Below are 17,805 nucleotides of genomic sequence, written 5' to 3'. Positions count from 1 at the left end.
TAGTATGATCTCTTTAATTGAACAAATTCGCACGGGCTCTATTTGGAACTTCCCTGGTGGCGTGCACCCTGCTGAAAACAAGAAACAGTCGAATACTACTGATATCGTCCATGCAAGGCTTCCAGAAGAAATCGTTCTTCCTGTGAAACAGCACATCGGTAAGCCGGGGAACCTATTGGTTGCTGCTGGCGACACTGTGTTAAAAGGTCAGCAACTTACGGCCTTAGACACAGGTTTTACTTTGCCAGTACACGCACCAACATCGGGTGTGATTACCGCTATCGAACCGCGAACTACCGCTCACCCTTCAGGCTTGAGCGAAATATGCGTGGTTATTAAACCTGATGGCCTAGACACTTGGATTGAAAAAAATCCAGTTGAAGATTTTTCGACAAAGACTTCTGACGAACTGCTTGATGTGATTCGCCAAGCTGGTATTTCAGGCATGGGCGGCGCAGGTTTCCCTACGGCTAAGAAGCTTCAATCAGGCTTAGGTCGTACCGACATTTTGATCGTCAACGCTGCGGAATGTGAACCTTACATCACCTCTGATGACAAGTTGCTTCAAGAACATGCCGACGAAGTATTAAACGGCATCGAAGTGGTTGAACACATTCTTCAACCAAAGCTGACGGTTATCGGCATTGAAGACAACAAACCAGATGCGATAAAAGCACTTGAGATTGCAGCGAAAGACAAAGATATCGTCATTCGCGTTATCCCAACCAAATACCCTTCTGGTGGTGAGAAGCAACTTATCAAGATCCTCACCAACAAAGAGGTTCCAGCTGGCGGCATTCCTGCAGACATTGGTGTTTTGGTTCAGAACGTCGGCTCTCTTTACTCGATTAAGCGAGCGGTAATTGACGGCGAACCTGTGGTTAACCGCGTTGTGACATTAACCGGTAAAACCTTTAAGCAACCTCGTAACGTTTGGGCGCTATTAGGCACACCAGTACATGAGTTACTTGAAGAGTTTGGCTACAAAGCAGATAAAAAACTGCCGCGTTTAATTTTGGGCGGCCCGATGATGGGCTTTACCTTGCCGCATGCCAATGTGCCAATCACCAAAACGTCGAACTGTATTTTGGCGCCAACGCGTCGTGAGATCTCACCAAGCACTTACGAGATGGAATGTATCCGTTGCAGCGCATGTGCTGAAGCTTGCCCTGCGTCTCTACTTCCTCAACAACTGCAATGGCACGCCAAAGCCAACGAGTTGGATAAGTGTGAAGAGCTAAATATTAAAGACTGTATTGAATGTGGTGCATGTGCATTTGTCTGCCCAAGCGAAATCCCTCTTGTTCAGTACTATCGCCAAGCAAAAGCTGAAATCAAAACTCGAAAAGATGAAGCCGCTGCTGCAGAACGCGCCAAGATTCGTTTTGAAGAGAAGAACGCTCGTATGGAGCGTGATAAAGCCGAACGTGAAAACCGCTTTAAAAAAGCCGCAGATAACCGCCGTAAAGATATGAAAACATCCGGCGGTGATGATGCTATTGCTGCTGCGATTGCTCGTGTTAAAGCACAAAAAGCCGCTGCGGATCAGGCTCCGAATGAAGAACCAGCAGTGAAACCTGCGGTTGCTGCCGCTATTGCGAAGGCAAAAGCGAAACAAGCTGCAGCTCAAAAAGCGGAAGGCGCTGAACCAGACAACTCTGAAATGTCTAAACTGCGTGAAGAGCGCAAGCGTCAAGCGAGAGAGCGCAAGGCACAACAAGCAGCAGCCGATACTCCTGCAGAAAGCTCAGGCGATACGAAGAAAGACGCCGTTGCTGCTGCGATTGCTCGCGCTAAAGCGAAGAAAGCTCAACAAGCTGAATCAGCTTCTGAGGCTCCGGCAGAAAGCTCTGGCGACGCCAAGAAAGACGCAGTTGCTGCGGCTATTGCACGTGCTAAAGCCAAGAAAGTTCAACAAGCTGAATCTACTTCCGACGCTCCAGCTGAAAGCTCAGGCGATACAAAGAAAGACGCCGTTGCTGCTGCGATTGCTCGCGCTAAAGCGAAGAAAGCACAGCAAGCGGAATCTGCTTCGGATGCTCCTGTTGAAAGCTCTGGCGATGCTAAGAAAGATGCTGTCGCTGCGGCCATTGCTCGTGCTAAAGCCAAGAAAGCTCAACAAGCTGAATCTGCTGCTGAAGCTCCTGCTGAAAAATCCGGCGATGCCAAGAAAGATGCTGTTACTGCCGCTATCGCTCGTGCTAAAGCCAAAAAAGCCCAGCAAGCGAAGCAAGCAGAAACATCTGAACCAGTGGTTGAAGTTGAAACCGAGACTCAATCGGAGCAAGTCGACCCTAAGAAAGCTGCTGTTGCTGCGGCCATCGCTCGCGCTAAGGCTAAGAAAGCACAGCAAGCGACACAAGAAACAACCGAAGCTCCTGAACCTGCAGTTGAAACTGAAGCTGGAAGTTCTGGCGATGCTAAGAAAGACGCAGTTGCTGCCGCTATAGCCCGTGCTAAAGCAAAAAAAGCACAGCAAGCTAAGCAAGCAGAAACATCTGAACCAGTAGTTGAAGTAGAAACTGATACTCAATCTGAACAGGTCGATCCGAAGAAAGCTGCTGTTGCTGCAGCTATCGCTCGTGCTAAAGCGAAAAAAGCCCAGCAAGAGCTAGATAAAAAGAACAATGAGGAGAAAGAGTAGTGGCCTTCTTTATCGCCAGCTCACCGCACGCGCATAGCCGTAGAAGCACCCCAGATCTAATGAAATGGGTGGCTATTTGTGCATTGCCAGGTCTACTAGCTCAAACCTACTTCTTTGGATGGGGTACCCTCATCCAGTTAGTATTTGCTATTGCACTTGCTGTTACCTTTGAAGCAGCCGTCATGCTATTGAGAAAACGCCCGCCAGTAATGGCACTGCGTGATTACAGTGCTGTTGTAACCGCTTGGCTACTGAGTGTCGCGATTCCCCCACACTCTCCGTGGTGGATCCTCGTCATTGGTATGTTCTTCGCTATTATTATCGCGAAACACTTATACGGCGGCCTAGGGCAGAACCCATTTAACCCTGCGATGGTCGCTTACGTTGTTTTGCTGATTTCATTCCCAGTTCAAATGACCAGTTGGAATGCTCCCGCGAGCCTGATAGCAGAAGCAACAAGCTTTATTGACTCATTCTTGATGATCTTTACTGGCTTCAATAACGAAGGTTTGTCTCTGCAACAAGCACGCCTTGGCATTGATGGCACCACAATGGCGACGCCGCTTGATGCATTCAAAACGGCATTAACGGCAGGCAATACTGCCTCAGAAGCACTATCTCAACCTCAATTTAGTTGGTTAGCTGGCGTAGGCTGGGAGTGGGTAAACCTTGCTTACCTAATCGGCGGTTTAGTGCTGATTAAGCAACGTGTTATTCAATGGTATATCCCTGTGGCTTTCATCGGCAGTCTTACTCTGTTTAGCTTAGTGTTCTTAGTGCTCACTCCTGGTGAAACCGCTTCTCCAACCATTCACCTTCTGTCTGGCGCGACTATGCTTGGTGCATTCTTTATTGCAACCGACCCAGTTTCAGCATCCACGACAGTCAAAGGTCGCTTAGTGTTTGGCGCTCTGATCGGCGGTTTAGTCTTTATCATCCGCAGTTGGGGTGGTTTCCCTGATGGCGTGGCGTTTGCTGTATTGTTAGCCAACATGTGTGTTCCACTGATTGACTACTACACCAAACCTCGCACATACGGTCACTAAGGGAGCGGATACCATGCTAAATGCAATTAAGAAAAACGGCCTTGTACTCGCGATTTTTGCGTGTGCTTCGACGGGTTTGGTCGCGGTAACTCACTACCTGACCAAAGATCAGATCAAACAACAAGAACAGGCTCAGTTACTGTCTGTTCTTAACCAAGTGATCCCACACGATCAGCACGACAACGAGCTGTTTTCGTCTTGTACTTTGGTTCAAGCAGAAGAGCTTGGTACTGAGCAAGCGATGCCGGCTTACATTGCTAAGCTTAATGGTGAGCCAAGCGCGATTGCGATCGAAGCGATTGCACCAGACGGCTACAATGGCGCGATTAAAGTCATTGTTGGAATGAAAACTGACGGTACTATTTTAGGTACTCGCGTGCTTTCTCACCAAGAGACTCCGGGCTTGGGTGATAAGATTGATCTGCGTGTGAGTGATTGGATTCTTTCGTTTGCAGGTAAGCAAGTGACGGATTCTAATCTAGACCGTTGGAAGGTTCGTAAAGACGGTGGTGATTTTGACCAGTTTACTGGCGCTACTATCACGCCAAGAGCAGTCGTGAAGTCAGTCAAACAAGCGGTCCAGTACGTTAACCAAAACAACCAAGCATTGCTTGCTCAACCTCTAAATTGTGGTGGTGAATAATGAGTGACCATAAAACACTGATCAAAAATGGCATGTGGGCCAATAACCCTGCCCTAGTACAACTTCTTGGGTTATGTCCGCTGCTGGCTGTATCGTCAACAGTCACTAACGCACTTGGGCTAGGTATTGCTACCTTGCTTGTACTGGTCGGCTCAAACGTTTCTGTTTCTTTGGTTCGTAACCATGTGCCAAAAGAAGTACGTATCCCAGTATTCGTAATGATCATTGCCTCGCTAGTAACCTGTGTTCAATTGCTGATGAACGCTTACGCCTATGGGCTTTACCTCTCTTTGGGTATCTTCATCCCGCTGATCGTAACCAACTGCATCATCATTGGTCGTGCGGAAGCCTTCGCTTCAAAGAATGAAGTGCTACCTGCGGCTCAAGATGGTTTCTGGATGGGTCTAGGCATGACATCAGTATTGGTCGTGTTAGGTGCGATGCGTGAGATTATTGGTAACGGAACCCTATTTGATGGCGCAGACCTGCTGCTTGGTGACTGGGCTTCTGTGTTACGAATCCAGATATTCCAATTTGATAACAGCTTCTTGTTAGCCCTGCTTCCACCGGGTGCCTTCATTGGTGTTGGTTTCTTAATTGCTTTGAAAAATATCATCGATAACCAAGCAAAATCTAGACAACCAAAACAAGAAAAACCAGTCATTGAACGCGCTCGCGTTACCAATGCCTAATAAGTTAAATTAGCTTAAACCTCGCTGAGTTAGCTCCACCACTCAGCGGGGGAAATCAGATCTAAACAGTACATATAATAATGACGCTCATAAGAGCGCGTAACCGATGATAAAGCAGAAGCAATCCAAGCTTCATGCCCTAACTATTTGAAAGTAATGTCGCTATGAACAATGTAAAACGAGTAGAAATACTTGAGCGTTTAAGAGAAAACAATCCAAAGCCAGAGACTGAGCTTAACTGGAACAGCCCATTCGAGCTGCTGATTGCCGTTCTATTGTCTGCACAAGCAACCGATGTCAGCGTGAACAAGGCGACGGATAAGCTGTACCCTTTAGCCAACACTCCGCAAGCAATTTTCGACCTAGGTGTTGATGGCTTAAAAGAGTATATCAAGACCATCGGCCTATTTAACTCAAAAGCAGAAAACACCATCAAAACGTGTCGTATGCTGCTTGACCTACATAATGGTGAAGTACCGGAAGATCGCGCTGCATTAGAAGCCCTTCCAGGTGTCGGTCGTAAAACAGCAAACGTAGTGTTAAATACCGCATTCGGTTGGCCAACCATTGCCGTTGATACTCACATCTATCGTGTATCAAACCGCACTAAGCTAGCGATGGGTAAAACCGTCGACGATGTCGAAGCAAAACTACTTAAAGTTATCCCAAAAGAATTCAAACTGGATGTCCACCATTGGCTCATTCTTCATGGACGTTACACCTGTGTCGCACGTAAACCACGCTGTGGCAGCTGTATCATTGAAGACCTCTGTGAATATAAAAGAAATTCAAAGAAAAGAGCGAAGATTAGTCTTTCCGTTCACAACGATTAATCAATACGGCAGCGCTTAAAGCGCTGCTTTTTTATTGCCACTCTCTAGAATCCGCCTCTACATAAGTTTTCACTTCTAATTCTGCGTTCCCAAGACAACAGGCATAAAAAATCCCGCCTTTTATGGCGGGATTCAATTATTTAGCTAAGAAGTCTGTCTTAGATAAACTCCACTTTAGTCACTTCTTTGATAGCAGATAGAACAAATGTTGGTACTGCTGCAATGAAGATTAACGATATTAAGTGATTAAACTCTAGCGCTTCTGTGCTGAATACCAACTGACCGAAGCTTGTGTACACAACGCTTAAAGACAAGATAGCCGATACTGCCACCGCACCAAGTAGGTAGTGGTTAGTGAACGGATTCTTACGATAAATCGTTGTAAACGTACGTGCATCGAACAAGCTCCAAAGTTGAGCAAAGATCAGTGTTAAAAACGCAACGGTTTGTGCGTATTGAGCACTGTAACCACCGTCGAGTGCGTAAGAGAATGTCACAAAGCTTAGACCACCTAATGCGAGACCACGAGTTAGGATACGAGCGCCTAGACCATTAGAGAAGAAGCCTTGGTCACGTTTGCCTGGCTTACGCTCCATGAGATCTTTCTCTTCTGGCTCAACACCGAGTGCGAGTGCTGGTAGACCATCAGAAACGAGGTTAACCCATAAAATCATTAGTGGAGTTAGCGGAAGTACTACATCTGGTCCCATGAGTAGGAATGCAAATAGGATTACCGAAACCTCACCCACGTTCGCTGTAAGTACTTGGCGGATAAACTTACGTAGGTTATCGAAAATTTGACGACCCTGACGTACCGCCTTCACGATAGTACTGAAGTTGTCATCCAACAGGATAAGGTCACCTGAGTCTTTCGCAACAGACGTACCTGTAATACCCATCGCAACACCAATGTCTGCACGACGCAGTGCTGGCGCATCGTTCACGCCGTCACCGGTCATAGAGGCAACTTCATTGTTCTCTTGCTGCGCTTTTACGATACGCAGCTTGTGCTCTGGAGTAACACGGGCAAATACTGCAACCTGAGAACAGATAGACAACAGCTTCTCGTCATCCATTTGGTCAAGCTCAGCACCCGTTACCACTAGATCGCCTTCGCTACGGATGATTCCGATTTCACGAGCAATCGCTGCTGCCGTGACTGCGTGGTCACCGGTAATCATTACCGTACGAACACCAGCGCTATAACAGCTATTTACTGCATCGCGTACTTCTGGGCGTGGTGGATCCATGATGCCATAGATACCCAGGATGCTGACGTCTTTTTCAAGCTCAGGGAAATCTAACTCAAGCTCTTCTTCTTTTAATTCACGGAAACCAACGGCAAGTGTACGCAGAGCATCACCACCAAAGGTTTGGATTGCCGCTTCAAAGTTTAAATGAAGCTCTTGAGACGGTGCGGTATCGAGAGCCAAGTTGCCTGAAACTTCACAGCCAACCGTTGGTACGAAACCACCGTCAACCATGAAGCTGGTTGATTTACCAAGAACAACATCTGGCGCACCTTTCAATGCTAGGAAGTGCTTACCTTGTGGGTCACGAACGATAACAGAAGCCATCTTACGACCAGAATCGAACGGGAACTTCTTAACGATTGAGTAGCCACCCGTTGATAGCATTTCATCTTGTTTAAGACCTGCTTTTGCAGCTGCAACAATTAGTGCACCTTCTGTCGGGTTGCCACGAACCGTCCATTTACCATCAGCATTTACATATTCAGCATCGTTACAAAGCGTTGCAACAACAAGACCTTTCATCATTGCAGGGCTGTTTGTCGCTTCGACATTGTGACCTTTGGTAATGAATTCACCCTTAGGATCAAAACCTTTACCTGACACATCCCAGTAACGACCAGACACATCGTACGCTTTCATCACCTGCATTTGGTTTTGTGTTAGCGTACCGGTTTTATCTGAACAGATAACGGTTGTAGAACCAAGCGTTTCATTGCTGCTAGCTGTTTAGCCAAAGCATTATTCTTAACCATCTTAGTCGAGCCCATCGTTAATACGATAGTAACCACCGTTGGTAAACCTTCAGGAATAGCGGCAACCGATAAAGAGATACCTGTTGTTAGGATTTCTAACCATGGCATACCGTGGTAAACACCGATAGCACAAACAATAGCAACAACCACAAGAGCAACAACCAATAATGCGAGTGCGATGGTGTCCATACGCTCTTGCATTGGTGTTTTCGTCTCTTCCGTTTGGTTCATCATATCAGCGATGTGACCAACTTCAGTTTGCATACCTGTGCTTGTTACCACAGCAAGGCCTGTACCTGTAGTCACGATTGTTGTCATGAAGCCCATGTTTTTCTGATCGCCAAGACCAAGGGTCTCATCTTCAAGGCGTTCAGACTGCTTATTCACTGGCTCAGATTCACCGGTCAGTGCAGCCTCATCTACCGTCAGACGGTTTGACTCAAGAATACGAACATCAGCAGGCAGAATATCGCCAGTATTAATTTTGATGATGTCACCAGGAACGAGGGTTTTAGCTGGAACACTGATCCATTTACCATCGCGCATCACTTCGGCTTCTGGAGCTGCCATTTCTTTTAGCGCTTCCATCCCTTTCTGAGCTTTAAATTCTTGCCAGAACGCGATACCAGTATTGATAAGGATAATCACTGCAATAGCAATAGCATCAATCGCGTGGCCAGTAGACCAAGAAACGATTGCACCAACAGCTAGAATAAAAATCAGTGGGTTTTTATATTGATGAATATACAGTTCCCACGCAGAAGCTGACTCTTGTGCAGTCAGTTCGTTAGTGCCGTGCTTCTCTAAGCGTGCATCCGCTTCAGAAGTTAATAAACCTGTCGTTTGATCTGCGTTCAGTTCGTTTAAAACATCTGAACTTTGTTGTGTAAACCATTTACTCGTCATTTGAGTACTCCACATCAATGCCTCACGCCGAGGCTAATGTAATAAAATAATACTTATTCTTATGTGATAGAAAAATCGCACAAATCAAAAGTGAATATTTAGTCGATTTGGTGCGCTTGAAAAACTATATAGTAAGGATTGTCTATTTAGCAAAGATCGCAAAAGATACACTTGATACACACTTGACAACTACTTTGAAAACACAACCACATCAAACATCAAACATCAAACATCAAACATCAAACATCAAACATCAAACATAAAACATAAAACATAAAACATAAAACATAAAACATAAAACATAAAACAAACAATACAAGCCCAAACTATTGTTTAAAAAAGATAAGCACAAAAAATAGACACCCTTTGCACTTTCGTAAAAACCATTGGTTATCAGCGTATTTTATCGAAAACTCCTTAATAACGAAGTAAAACATCGGAATAACCTTTCTATAAACAGGGAGATGTTGGCGTAATCATAAATTGATAAAATGGAAAGTTAGATGCCAATTGTAAAAACGAAAGGAAATCAGCAACAAGATGGAGATATAAGTCACAATTCAACAACCAAGGCCATTCTTGGCCATTACAAAAAAGACCAACACTCAAACTTACTATTTATGCAAAACTGCGAATTAAGCGCTAGTGACTGACAAATTAATAAGGCCGTCGCTATTTAATTTCTTGTAATACAAATAAGAAAAAAGGCAGAGGGGGAGAGTAAGATAGATGATGAGAATAAGAAAATATGACCAAACTCATCATCTCTTTGGTGTTGCTTATGAGCTTGCTCATATATAGTGCTATAAAAGAAACAACCAATAACAAGCTAGGAGCAAATCATGTCAAACGGTCGTATTTTACACACCATGCTACGCGTGGGTGATCTAGACAAGTCTATCGAGTTCTACACCAATGTAATGGGCATGCAGCTATTACGTAAGAACGAAAACAAAGAGTACGAATACACACTGGCTTTCGTTGGCTTTGGCGACGAATCTCAAGGCGCAGTGATTGAGCTGACTTACAACTGGGGCACCACGGAATACGATCTTGGCTCTGCTTTTGGTCACGTTGCTATCGGTGTTGATGACATCTACACAACGTGTGATGCGATTAAAGCAGCTGGCGGCAACGTAACGCGAGAAGCGGGTCCGGTTAAAGGCGGCTCTACACACATTGCGTTCGTTAAAGATCCTGATGGCTACATGATTGAGCTGATTCAGAACAAACAAGCAAGCGCAGGTCTAGAAGGTTAATTCCTTAACCTCTTTGAGAAGTTGAGTTTGAACGCCTGATGAAATAAAAAAGAAGCGAGCACTATGCTCGCTTCTTTTTTATCACTCTCCCCATAATCGATATGCTTCACCAATTATTCTTAACAATCTCATTGATGAAACTTTACATGATAATGATTATCATTTAAATTAACCACCTATTGATTAGTGAGGTAATACAATGATTAGCGAATGGGAAAAACACACGTTACTTGCCGATACTGCATTGCAGCTCGACGATCCTGTACGAAGTATTCTTCATTATCAGCAGGCTTTGAACTTAAGTGAAGAAATTACAGAACGCACCGATATTCAAGCCGATGAGCGGTTACTGATTTCGGTGATTTCTTGCCACAATCTTGCTCAATTCTGGCGTTGGGCTGGCGACACTGAATACGAGCTCAAGTATCTTCAACTGGCTTCTGAAAAGGTACTCACACTGATCCCTCAGTGCCCTAATACTCAATGTTCAAGCTTTATCGATTCTATTGGTTGCTGTAAGAAAGCGCTGATCGATTTCATGAAACGCCACCCAAACCCTAAAATTGCCTCTATGGTGGAAAAGATCGATACCGTGACCAACTGTGAAATGATCGCCCGCTTCCGCTTGAATTAAACAAGTTCCGTTAAAACAACGACTCCAAATTTAAAACATAAAAAAGCCCGTCATCAAGACGGGCTTTGTCATTTCAAAACAAGCTGTTGTTTAGCTTAAACCTGTGTGCGACCTAAAGAGATCACAACACGTCGGTTCTTATCTTTACCAATTGGCGAGTTATTGTCCGCAATCGGACGACGCTTGCCATAGCCTTGCACTTGGATACGATCTTCTGGCAGGCCTAGAGATTTGAAGTACTCTCTTAACGATTCTGCTCTGCGCTCTGAAAGGTTTTGGCTAATCCCTTTGCTGTCGACAGAGTCGGTGTACGTTGCCACCAGCACAAGGTCGATGTCTTGGTTATAGCGAACGTAATCGGCAATCTGGCTCAGCCTTTTGCGCGACGACTTGTTCAGCTGGTCGCTGTTGCGGTCGTAATGCAAAATAGTGAAAGAGATATCTTCAAAGCTGTAAGGCAGCAGGTTAGCAACACAGTCACTGAACACATTGTATTTTTCTTGGAACAACACCGACGACAACGACACTTCGATACGTTGATCTCGGCTCTGCCACTCTTGGTAGCTGAATGTCGGATAACGCCCTTTCTCCAACTCACTCAAGATGCCCCAAGCTGTTTGACCGCCGACATAGCCGTCAAATTGCTGGAAGAACTTAATGGTTGTCATACGATCAGCACTTTCACCCGGACGCCAAGGTGGCGGCATAGAGATCAAGCTTACATTGCGCGTCGCACCCATTGGACGGCGCATTTTAAGCTCAAAGTCCAAAATGATTTTTTTACTCGCGCGAGATGAGAACTCAGCATCACCAAAGTTTGGAATTGGGTGGACCAAGCGACATTCAAGTGGCGTGTTGGCTACCATCTCCCATGTCGACTGTTGAGGAGATGCTCCGTAACGCTTTTCTTGTGCCATGACCGATGACGACACAAGTAGCGAAAATAGCATTGAACCTGTTATGAGTTGTTTCTTCATAAAGTGGAGTATCTCTTAAGCAATTCGTTTAACAATGCAGCCAATTGCCGCATTTTTCTCTCACGTTTAAATATGCAATTATCAAGCCGTAATGGGTTGGGTAATTTAAGATTTATTGCCCTTCCCTAGTTTTTATCACTGCTATTATCTGCAATAATGCAGCCTTAATCACACTTATTTGGGCTAACATGACTGTAGAAAACGAAGCTCTGACCCTAAAAAAACGCTTTCGCGGCTATTTTCCAGTGGTCATCGACGTGGAAACCGCAGGGTTTAACGCTGAAACCGATGCATTATTAGAAATCTGTGCCATTACATTAAAAATGGATGAGAACGGAGATCTGCACCCTGCATCAACGCTTCATTTTCACATTGAGCCTTTTGAAGGCGCAAATATAGAGCAGGCAGCATTAGACTTTAACGGAATTAAAGACCCATTTAGCCCATTACGTGGTGCTGTGTCGGAACAAGAAGCCCTTAAAGAAATCTACAAGCTAGTGAGAAAAGAACAAAAAGCTTCAGATTGCAGTCGCGCAATCATGGTTGCTCACAACGCTACATTCGATTTGAACTTCGTTAATGCGGCAAGTGAGCGCTGTAAGCTTAAACGCGTCCCTTTCCATCCATTTGCTACTTTTGACACTGCAGCTCTTAGTGGTCTTGCCTACGGTCAAACCGTTTTGGCTAAAGCTTGCCGCACTGCAGGGATGGAATTTGACAACAAAGAAGCACACTCTGCTTTGTATGATACGCAAAAAACCACAGAGTTATTTTGCGGCATTGTAAACAAATGGAAAACCCTTGGTGGTTGGCCTCTTGTTGACGAAGAATAAAAAATAGAGTCGGTAAACGTTTTTTCGTATTGCCTTCATAAAAAACACAACATCCCGAGAATAATATGAATCCTGTTGTAATTTCAGTTTGCATCATGCTTGTTTTAGCTTTGATGCGCGTAAACGTAGTCGTTGCTCTGACGTTCAGTGCAATTATCGGTGGCGTAGCCTCTGGTATGAGCTTGAACGACGCAGTCGCGGCTTTCGAAAGTGGATTAGGCGGCGGTGCAACGATTGCACTTAGCTACGCTATGCTTGGTACATTCGCTGTTGCTATCTCACGTTCTGGTATCACAGATCTCCTTGCTCAAAGTGTTATCAAACGCATTCACGGCAAAGAGAACAGTGCGGCATCGACTGGTCTTAAATACGGCATGCTTGCGTCGTTGATCTTAGTGACCATGTCTTCGCAAAACGTGATTCCAGTACATATCGCCTTCATCCCAATCTTAATCCCACCTCTACTAGGCGTATTCGCAAAAATGAACCTAGACCGCCGTCTAGTTGCGTGTGTACTTACTTTTGGTCTGATTACACCTTACATGGTGCTACCGATTGGTTTTGGTGGCATCTTCCTAAACAACATTCTGCTTAAAAACCTTCACGACAATGGTCTTGAAAACGTAGTAGCAAGCCAAGTGCCAATGGCGATGTTGTTACCCGCTGCGGGCATGATCTTCGGTCTTCTTACTGCAGTATTCTTTACTTACCGTAAGCCTCGCCAATACAAAGAAACCTCTCACACTGTTGTTTCAACAGAAGTGAAAGAGATCAACAAGAAGCACATCCTAGTAGCAGCAGCTGGTATCGTAGCAGCGCTAACAGTTCAACTATCGACTGGCTCTATGATCATCGGTGCTCTAGCGGGTTTCATGGTATTTACCTTCGGTGGCGTTATTGCTTGGAAAGAGACACAAGATGTCTTCACCAAGGGCGTTCACATGATGGCAATGATCGGTTTCATCATGATTGCAGCAGCAGGTTTCGCGGCAGTTATGAAGCAAACAGGTGGCGTTGAATCTTTGGTTGAAGCACTTTCAACAAGCATCGGCGACAACAAGCCTCTAGCAGCACTACTTATGCTAATTGTTGGTCTATTGGTTACTATGGGCATTGGTTCTTCGTTCTCTACGATTCCAATCCTTGCAACTATCTACGTTCCACTAGCAGCAGCATTTGGCTTCTCGACAATGGCAACAATCGCTCTAGTAGGTACAGCTGCTGCACTTGGTGATGCGGGCTCTCCGGCTTCTGACTCAACATTAGGTCCAACGTCTGGTCTAAATGCTGATGGTCAACACGAGCACGTATGGGAAACCGTAGTTCCAACATTCCTGCACTACAACATCCCACTGATCGTATTCGGTTGGATTGCAGCCATGGTTCTGTAATTAGGTTTGTAGTTAAAGAGCCCTACACTCACTTTTATAAAGACCGCCTCGTGCGGTCTTTTTTGTCTCTGAGATTCATTCTACTCTTCCTTCCGCTCACTCTCATTGAACTAGCGACACCAAACAAAAAAGGCTTACTCTGATGAGTAAGCCTTAGAAATCATTGCGAATACAGATGACTCTCGCTGAATTACGCAGCGGGAGCATTACTCACTAAAATTTCGCGAATAGACTTAAGCGTCGCTTCCGTTGAATGATAATCCAATTCAACTTCACTAAAGATGCCGTTCACTTCAAGCATTAAGGTCGGGTAAGAAAATACACCCATCGCTTCTTTAAAGCCTAGCTGGTCATCTAACTCACTTTCCAATAACTTGCTAGAAAGGTCATTTTCAAACTGTTGAACATTCATACCTAGCTCTTCAGCCAACTGCAAATGTGTGTCTTGGCTATGTGGCAACATCGCACGAAGGTAGTAAGCATGTTGAATCGCTTCAAGCATCGCTTCGTAGTGGTCTTGAAAACCTGCAGCAATCACGGCACGGCACGCAGGGTAAGTACTGCGAACAGGTTGGCACTCTGTCCAAAAATCATGGTTAAACTCAGTACCCAACTTAGCTTCGATCTGCTTCCAAATCGCTTGCAGCTTGCCTTTCATCTCTTCTGACATTGGCTCATCAGAATCCGGGGCCAAACCACCCACTACATAGTTAAACTCAATGCTCGCAGGCAATTGTTGTTTCAATAACTCAAGTGTTGGCTTGTAACCCCAACACCAGCTGCACATTGGATCATGCACATAATGAAGTTTTACGTTCATTGTTCATTCCTTATCGAGTCAATGATTCGATCAATTCAAACAAAAAAGGAGCCTGATTAAGGCCCCTCATTTTAACTATTCAGCGCAAAGGCTAGAACTTATTCAGCGTCATCGCCAGCAACTTTAGCCGCTGCTTCTTTGATGATTGGCTGAAGTTCGCCTTTTTGGAACATCTCAAGAATGATGTCACAACCACCGATTAGCTCACCTTCAACCCAAAGTTGTGGGAAAGTTGGCCACTGTGCGTAAGCAGGAAGCTCTGCACGGATATCAGGGTTTTGTAGGATATCTACGTAAGCAAATTTTTCGCCACATGCCATTAGAGCTTGAGACGCTTGAGAAGAGAAACCACAGCTAGGTAGCTTAGGAGAACCTTTCATGTACAGTAGAATAGTGTTTTCTTCAATTTGCTGTTTGATTTTATCGATAGTTTCCATTGCTTCCTCGTTAATGGATTACGGCTTTTATTGCCTTTATTCTACCCCAAACTAAAAGAATAAAAACCATATAAAAAAAGCGGTTAACAAGCTAAGCTAACAATTCACACAAAAGTAATGAAATAAGCTTTTAATAAAGTAAAAACTTGCTAAACTATATCGCAAGTCAGCAAATTGACCATGGTTGGCAGTATAGCGAGCCATGAATAATAATATCACTGGAAGCAATCGAAAGAGTTAACTCTTTCATATCAATGGAGAATTGAGCAATGGCATTTGAACTACCGGCTCTTCCTTACGCGAAAGACGCGCTAGAACCACACATCTCAGCAGAAACGCTAGATTTCCACCACGGCAAGCACCACAACACTTACGTTGTTAAGCTAAACGGCCTTATCCCAGGTACTGAGTTTGAAGGCAAAACACTAGAAGAGATCGTTAAGACTTCTACTGGTGGTGTTTTCAATAACGCTGCTCAAATCTGGAACCACACGTTCTACTGGCACTGTCTTGCTCCTAAAGCGGGCGGCGAACCAACTGGCGCTGTTGCAGAAGCTATCAACGCTGCATTCGGTTCTTTCGAAGAATTCAAAGCGAAATTCACTGATTCAGCAATCAACAACTTCGGTTCTTCTTGGACTTGGTTAGTTAAGAAAGCTGACGGTTCTCTAGACATCGTTAACACTTCTAACGCTGCTACTCCTCTAACAGAAGAAGGTGTTACTCCACTTCTAACTGTTGACCTATGGGAACACGCTTACTACATCGATTTCCGCAATGTTCGCCCTGACTACATGGCTGCATTCTGGAACCTAGTAAACTGGTCTTTCGTAGAAGAGAACCTAGCTAAGTAATTATTGCTTACGCTGCGCTATTTATAGCGAGTTATCTATTGAAAGCTCATGCCTCGGCGTGAGCTTTTTTGTATCTGTCGTGTTCCACAAAATCTAAACATTTCGTAATAAACCCGCCAATAGCGCTTACTTCTCGAACTATTGATAGCCTTCTTCCCAACCCTACATAAATTCTCTATTTGCCTGTAATTAAACACTAAAGTTTGCCGACTCCATGCCGTTAAAGGTGTATCCAATGAGAGGCGACATGCAAATACATACTTTAGACAAAGCAGGAATCATCAACGAACTGAAGTTCGGCATCGGGATCAGCCAAGCGGTTGAGCAAGGTCGCCGTGCAGATTTCGCGTTGCTATTATCTATGTTTTCTAATGATGTCCGTGATTGCACGCCAATTGACACCATTGAAATCACAGAGACAAATGAAGATCGCCTGCGCAAACAATTTGGCGTAGCAGAACCTCAACAACTGCGTTCAAACCAGTCTTCATATGAGATTTCAGCTCAGCAATCTAATCATTTTCATCAAGCTAGCCTTGCCAGCGCCAAACTCAGCCATTACTTGAAACCTGAAGCGCTTGCCTTCATGCCTGAAGATACAGCCGACTTACCCGAAGAGGTTTACCAAAACCTTTCTGGTCATGACCGACGCAAACTCGCAAACAAGCATTTACCTGATTTGCCACATGCCACGCTCTACAATGAGCTAACCACCGCGCAACGTCGGTATCAAATTCAAGCTCAAGTATAGCGATCACCTACCTTTCCCTTTTTCGCTGTCTATCCATAGCTCTTCTTCGACTAACTCGCACACTTCAAAGTATTCACACGAATGATATGAACCACTAGCCTTAGGCAACCTAAAAACACCTGATGTCGGTTACCGCTTGAAGTTACTACAAAATGTGACGTGCCACTAAGTTCATAAAAACTTATTAATTGGCACACCTTAGTTTGAACCAATTCACACCCATTGTATAAATTTTAACCCATCCTTATCCGACATGGACGATTTGTTTAGGTACTGGGATGGAAATAAAAAGCTCAATCATATTGGTGACATCTGCCGGCTCGCGACTGGGGGGGGCGATTGCGAACCACTTTGTTAACCTTGGAGCCACCGTCATCCTTTGTGATAAAGACACGGAAGCACTTAAAGCGACGTATCTACAGTGTGCCCGGTTTTCTGACTCTGTTTACCACTACACGCTCAAAGGCAATGACAGCCAAGCGATTCTCAGCGTATATGATTTTATTCAAACCACCTTCAACACGACACCCGATGTGCTGGTCAATAACTGGATAAGCTCCCCAATGCCTAGCCTAATTGGCGATCAGCCTGTGAGCAGCTTTATTAATGATCTCTCATCGATGGCATCGACCCTGTTCGCATTTGGGCAAATCAATGCTGAGAGATTGCGAGAGGAAGATAAGGAAGGCGTGATTGTGAATGTGATATCTCATGATGACTTTCACGATGTGTCTGGCTTAGAGAGCGCAAACTCAATGATCACTGGCTTTACCCATAGTTGGGCGAAAGAGCTGACTCCCTTTGGCATTCGAGTCGGTGGCGTTGTTCCCGCCGTTCATAACTCCGATGGCAAGCTCAACCGATGTCACTGGGCGCAGCTGCAAGACGAGCTGACCAGAACAACCGAATACATTGTCTCGAATGACTACTTCAGTGGGCGAGTTGTCGCGGCAGAGGTTTAACTCCCTATTCCAATTGAACATGACTGGCTCAGCTCATATTAAGTAGCAGAGCTATTGCCTCTCATACCAATTAAAGTAAAAATGTGATCTAATTAAGATTGATGAATTATTGTGAAAT

At 44.8% G+C, this 17,805-nt stretch carries 15 protein-coding genes and 1 pseudogene; 12 read left to right on the top strand and 4 right to left on the bottom strand.

Features of this window, described 5'->3' with window-relative positions; all coding sequences use genetic code 11:
- The first annotated feature begins 4 nt into the window (after positions 1-4).
- From rsxC to nth, 5 genes are all read left to right on the top strand, one after another.
- The gene (rsxC, locus tag ACED46_RS14210) at positions 5-2,644 is read left to right on the top strand and encodes an electron transport complex subunit RsxC (protein WP_371721741.1); all 2,640 of its coding nucleotides are present in this window, start codon (positions 5-7) and stop codon (positions 2,642-2,644) included.
- On the top strand, positions 2,644-3,690 hold the full coding sequence (rsxD, locus tag ACED46_RS14205; protein WP_371721740.1) for an electron transport complex subunit RsxD: 1,047 nt from the start codon (positions 2,644-2,646) through the stop codon (positions 3,688-3,690). Before rsxC ends, rsxD begins: the two co-directional genes overlap by 1 nt.
- A 13-nt stretch (positions 3,691-3,703) precedes the next feature.
- On the top strand, positions 3,704-4,333 hold the full coding sequence (gene rsxG, locus ACED46_RS14200) for an electron transport complex subunit RsxG (protein ID WP_017061171.1): 630 nt from the start codon (positions 3,704-3,706) through the stop codon (positions 4,331-4,333).
- Positions 4,333-5,025, top strand: a complete 693-nt coding sequence (locus tag ACED46_RS14195; RefSeq protein WP_012603531.1) for an electron transport complex subunit E — start codon at positions 4,333-4,335, stop codon at positions 5,023-5,025. Before rsxG ends, ACED46_RS14195 begins: the two co-directional genes overlap by 1 nt.
- Positions 5,026-5,189: 164 nt before the next feature.
- Positions 5,190-5,858 carry an endonuclease III gene (nth, locus tag ACED46_RS14190; RefSeq protein ID WP_371721739.1) on the top strand — a complete coding sequence of 223 codons (669 nt, stop codon included), beginning with the start codon at positions 5,190-5,192 and terminating at the stop codon, positions 5,856-5,858.
- Positions 5,859-6,016: 158 nt separating this feature from the next.
- Here nth and ACED46_RS14185 read toward each other — a convergent pair.
- Positions 6,017-8,769: pseudogene (locus ACED46_RS14185) on the bottom strand (cation-translocating P-type ATPase).
- Positions 8,770-9,611: 842 nt separating this feature from the next.
- On the opposite strand from ACED46_RS14185, the gene gloA reads away from it, so the two are divergent.
- A complete protein-coding gene (gene gloA / locus ACED46_RS14180) occupies positions 9,612-10,028 on the top strand; it encodes a lactoylglutathione lyase (protein ID WP_004734046.1) in 417 nt (138 codons plus the stop codon).
- Between the two features lie 199 nt (positions 10,029-10,227).
- Positions 10,228-10,662, top strand: coding sequence for a DUF2753 domain-containing protein (locus ACED46_RS14175; protein WP_371721738.1), 435 nt, complete (start codon positions 10,228-10,230; stop codon positions 10,660-10,662).
- A 95-nt stretch (positions 10,663-10,757) separates the two neighbouring features.
- Here the strand turns inward: ACED46_RS14175 and ACED46_RS14170 are convergent, their stop codons facing one another.
- A complete protein-coding gene (locus ACED46_RS14170; RefSeq protein ID WP_017063457.1) occupies positions 10,758-11,639 on the bottom strand; it encodes an OmpA family protein in 882 nt (293 codons plus the stop codon).
- Positions 11,640-11,827: 188 nt separating this feature from the next.
- Here ACED46_RS14170 and rnt point away from each other — a divergent pair, with 188 nt between their 5' ends.
- Both rnt and ACED46_RS14160 read left to right on the top strand, forming a co-directional pair.
- Positions 11,828-12,472 (top strand): ribonuclease T, encoded by a 645-nt coding sequence (gene rnt, locus ACED46_RS14165; RefSeq protein ID WP_371721737.1) that lies wholly within the window; start codon positions 11,828-11,830, stop codon positions 12,470-12,472.
- Positions 12,473-12,537: 65 nt separating this feature from the next.
- Positions 12,538-13,863, top strand: a complete 1,326-nt coding sequence (locus ACED46_RS14160; RefSeq protein ID WP_371721736.1) for a Na+/H+ antiporter family protein — start codon at positions 12,538-12,540, stop codon at positions 13,861-13,863.
- A 190-nt stretch (positions 13,864-14,053) separates the two neighbouring features.
- Here ACED46_RS14160 and ACED46_RS14155 read toward each other — a convergent pair whose 3' ends face one another.
- Together ACED46_RS14155 and ACED46_RS14150 are read right to left on the bottom strand one after the other, a co-directional pair.
- Positions 14,054-14,683 (bottom strand): DsbA family protein, encoded by a 630-nt coding sequence (locus tag ACED46_RS14155; RefSeq protein ID WP_017061180.1) that lies wholly within the window; start codon positions 14,681-14,683, stop codon positions 14,054-14,056.
- Positions 14,684-14,781: 98 nt separating this feature from the next.
- Positions 14,782-15,120, bottom strand: coding sequence for a Grx4 family monothiol glutaredoxin (locus tag ACED46_RS14150; protein WP_004741702.1), 339 nt, complete (start codon positions 15,118-15,120; stop codon positions 14,782-14,784).
- A 269-nt stretch (positions 15,121-15,389) separates the two neighbouring features.
- Here ACED46_RS14150 and sodB point away from each other — a divergent pair, with 269 nt between their 5' ends.
- The 3 genes from sodB (at position 15,390) to ACED46_RS14135 (ending at position 17,687) form a co-directional block, all read left to right on the top strand.
- The gene (gene sodB / locus ACED46_RS14145; RefSeq protein WP_004734050.1) at positions 15,390-15,974 is read left to right on the top strand and encodes a superoxide dismutase [Fe]; all 585 of its coding nucleotides are present in this window, start codon (positions 15,390-15,392) and stop codon (positions 15,972-15,974) included.
- Between the two features lie 247 nt (positions 15,975-16,221).
- On the top strand, positions 16,222-16,725 hold the full coding sequence (locus ACED46_RS14140; protein WP_276202729.1) for a VC2046/SO_2500 family protein: 504 nt from the start codon (positions 16,222-16,224) through the stop codon (positions 16,723-16,725).
- A 278-nt stretch (positions 16,726-17,003) separates the two neighbouring features.
- On the top strand, positions 17,004-17,687 hold the full coding sequence (locus ACED46_RS14135; protein ID WP_371721735.1) for an SDR family oxidoreductase: 684 nt from the start codon (positions 17,004-17,006) through the stop codon (positions 17,685-17,687).
- Positions 17,688-17,805 lie beyond the last annotated feature (118 nt).

Origin of the sequence: Vibrio sp. 1S139, assembly GCF_041439475.1 — a bacterium.
GTDB lineage: Bacteria > Pseudomonadota > Gammaproteobacteria > Enterobacterales > Vibrionaceae > Vibrio > Vibrio crassostreae_C.
This window is presented reverse-complemented; position numbering and strand designations above follow the sequence as displayed.

Excerpts from the sequence above, each read along its gene's own strand:
- rsxG (WP_017061171.1), top strand. The coding sequence starts at position 3,704 with ATGCTAAATGCAATTAAGAAAAACGGCCTTGTACTCGCGATTTTTGCG.
- ACED46_RS14195 (WP_012603531.1), top strand. The coding sequence starts at position 4,333 with ATGAGTGACCATAAAACACTGATCAAAAATGGCATGTGGGCCAATAAC.
- rsxC (WP_371721741.1), top strand. The coding sequence starts at position 5 with ATGATCTCTTTAATTGAACAAATTCGCACGGGCTCTATTTGGAACTTC.
- ACED46_RS14135 (WP_371721735.1), top strand. The coding sequence starts at position 17,004 with ATGGAAATAAAAAGCTCAATCATATTGGTGACATCTGCCGGCTCGCGA.
- ACED46_RS14150 (WP_004741702.1), bottom strand. The coding sequence starts at position 15,120 with ATGGAAACTATCGATAAAATCAAACAGCAAATTGAAGAAAACACTATT.
- ACED46_RS14160 (WP_371721736.1), top strand. The coding sequence starts at position 12,538 with ATGAATCCTGTTGTAATTTCAGTTTGCATCATGCTTGTTTTAGCTTTG.
- nth (WP_371721739.1), top strand. The coding sequence starts at position 5,190 with ATGAACAATGTAAAACGAGTAGAAATACTTGAGCGTTTAAGAGAAAAC.
- ACED46_RS14140 (WP_276202729.1), top strand. The coding sequence starts at position 16,222 with ATGCAAATACATACTTTAGACAAAGCAGGAATCATCAACGAACTGAAG.
- ACED46_RS14170 (WP_017063457.1), bottom strand. The coding sequence starts at position 11,639 with ATGAAGAAACAACTCATAACAGGTTCAATGCTATTTTCGCTACTTGTG.
- ACED46_RS14155 (WP_017061180.1), bottom strand. The coding sequence starts at position 14,683 with ATGAACGTAAAACTTCATTATGTGCATGATCCAATGTGCAGCTGGTGT.
- rnt (WP_371721737.1), top strand. The coding sequence starts at position 11,828 with ATGACTGTAGAAAACGAAGCTCTGACCCTAAAAAAACGCTTTCGCGGC.
- ACED46_RS14175 (WP_371721738.1), top strand. The coding sequence starts at position 10,228 with ATGATTAGCGAATGGGAAAAACACACGTTACTTGCCGATACTGCATTG.
- gloA (WP_004734046.1), top strand. The coding sequence starts at position 9,612 with ATGTCAAACGGTCGTATTTTACACACCATGCTACGCGTGGGTGATCTA.
- sodB (WP_004734050.1), top strand. The coding sequence starts at position 15,390 with ATGGCATTTGAACTACCGGCTCTTCCTTACGCGAAAGACGCGCTAGAA.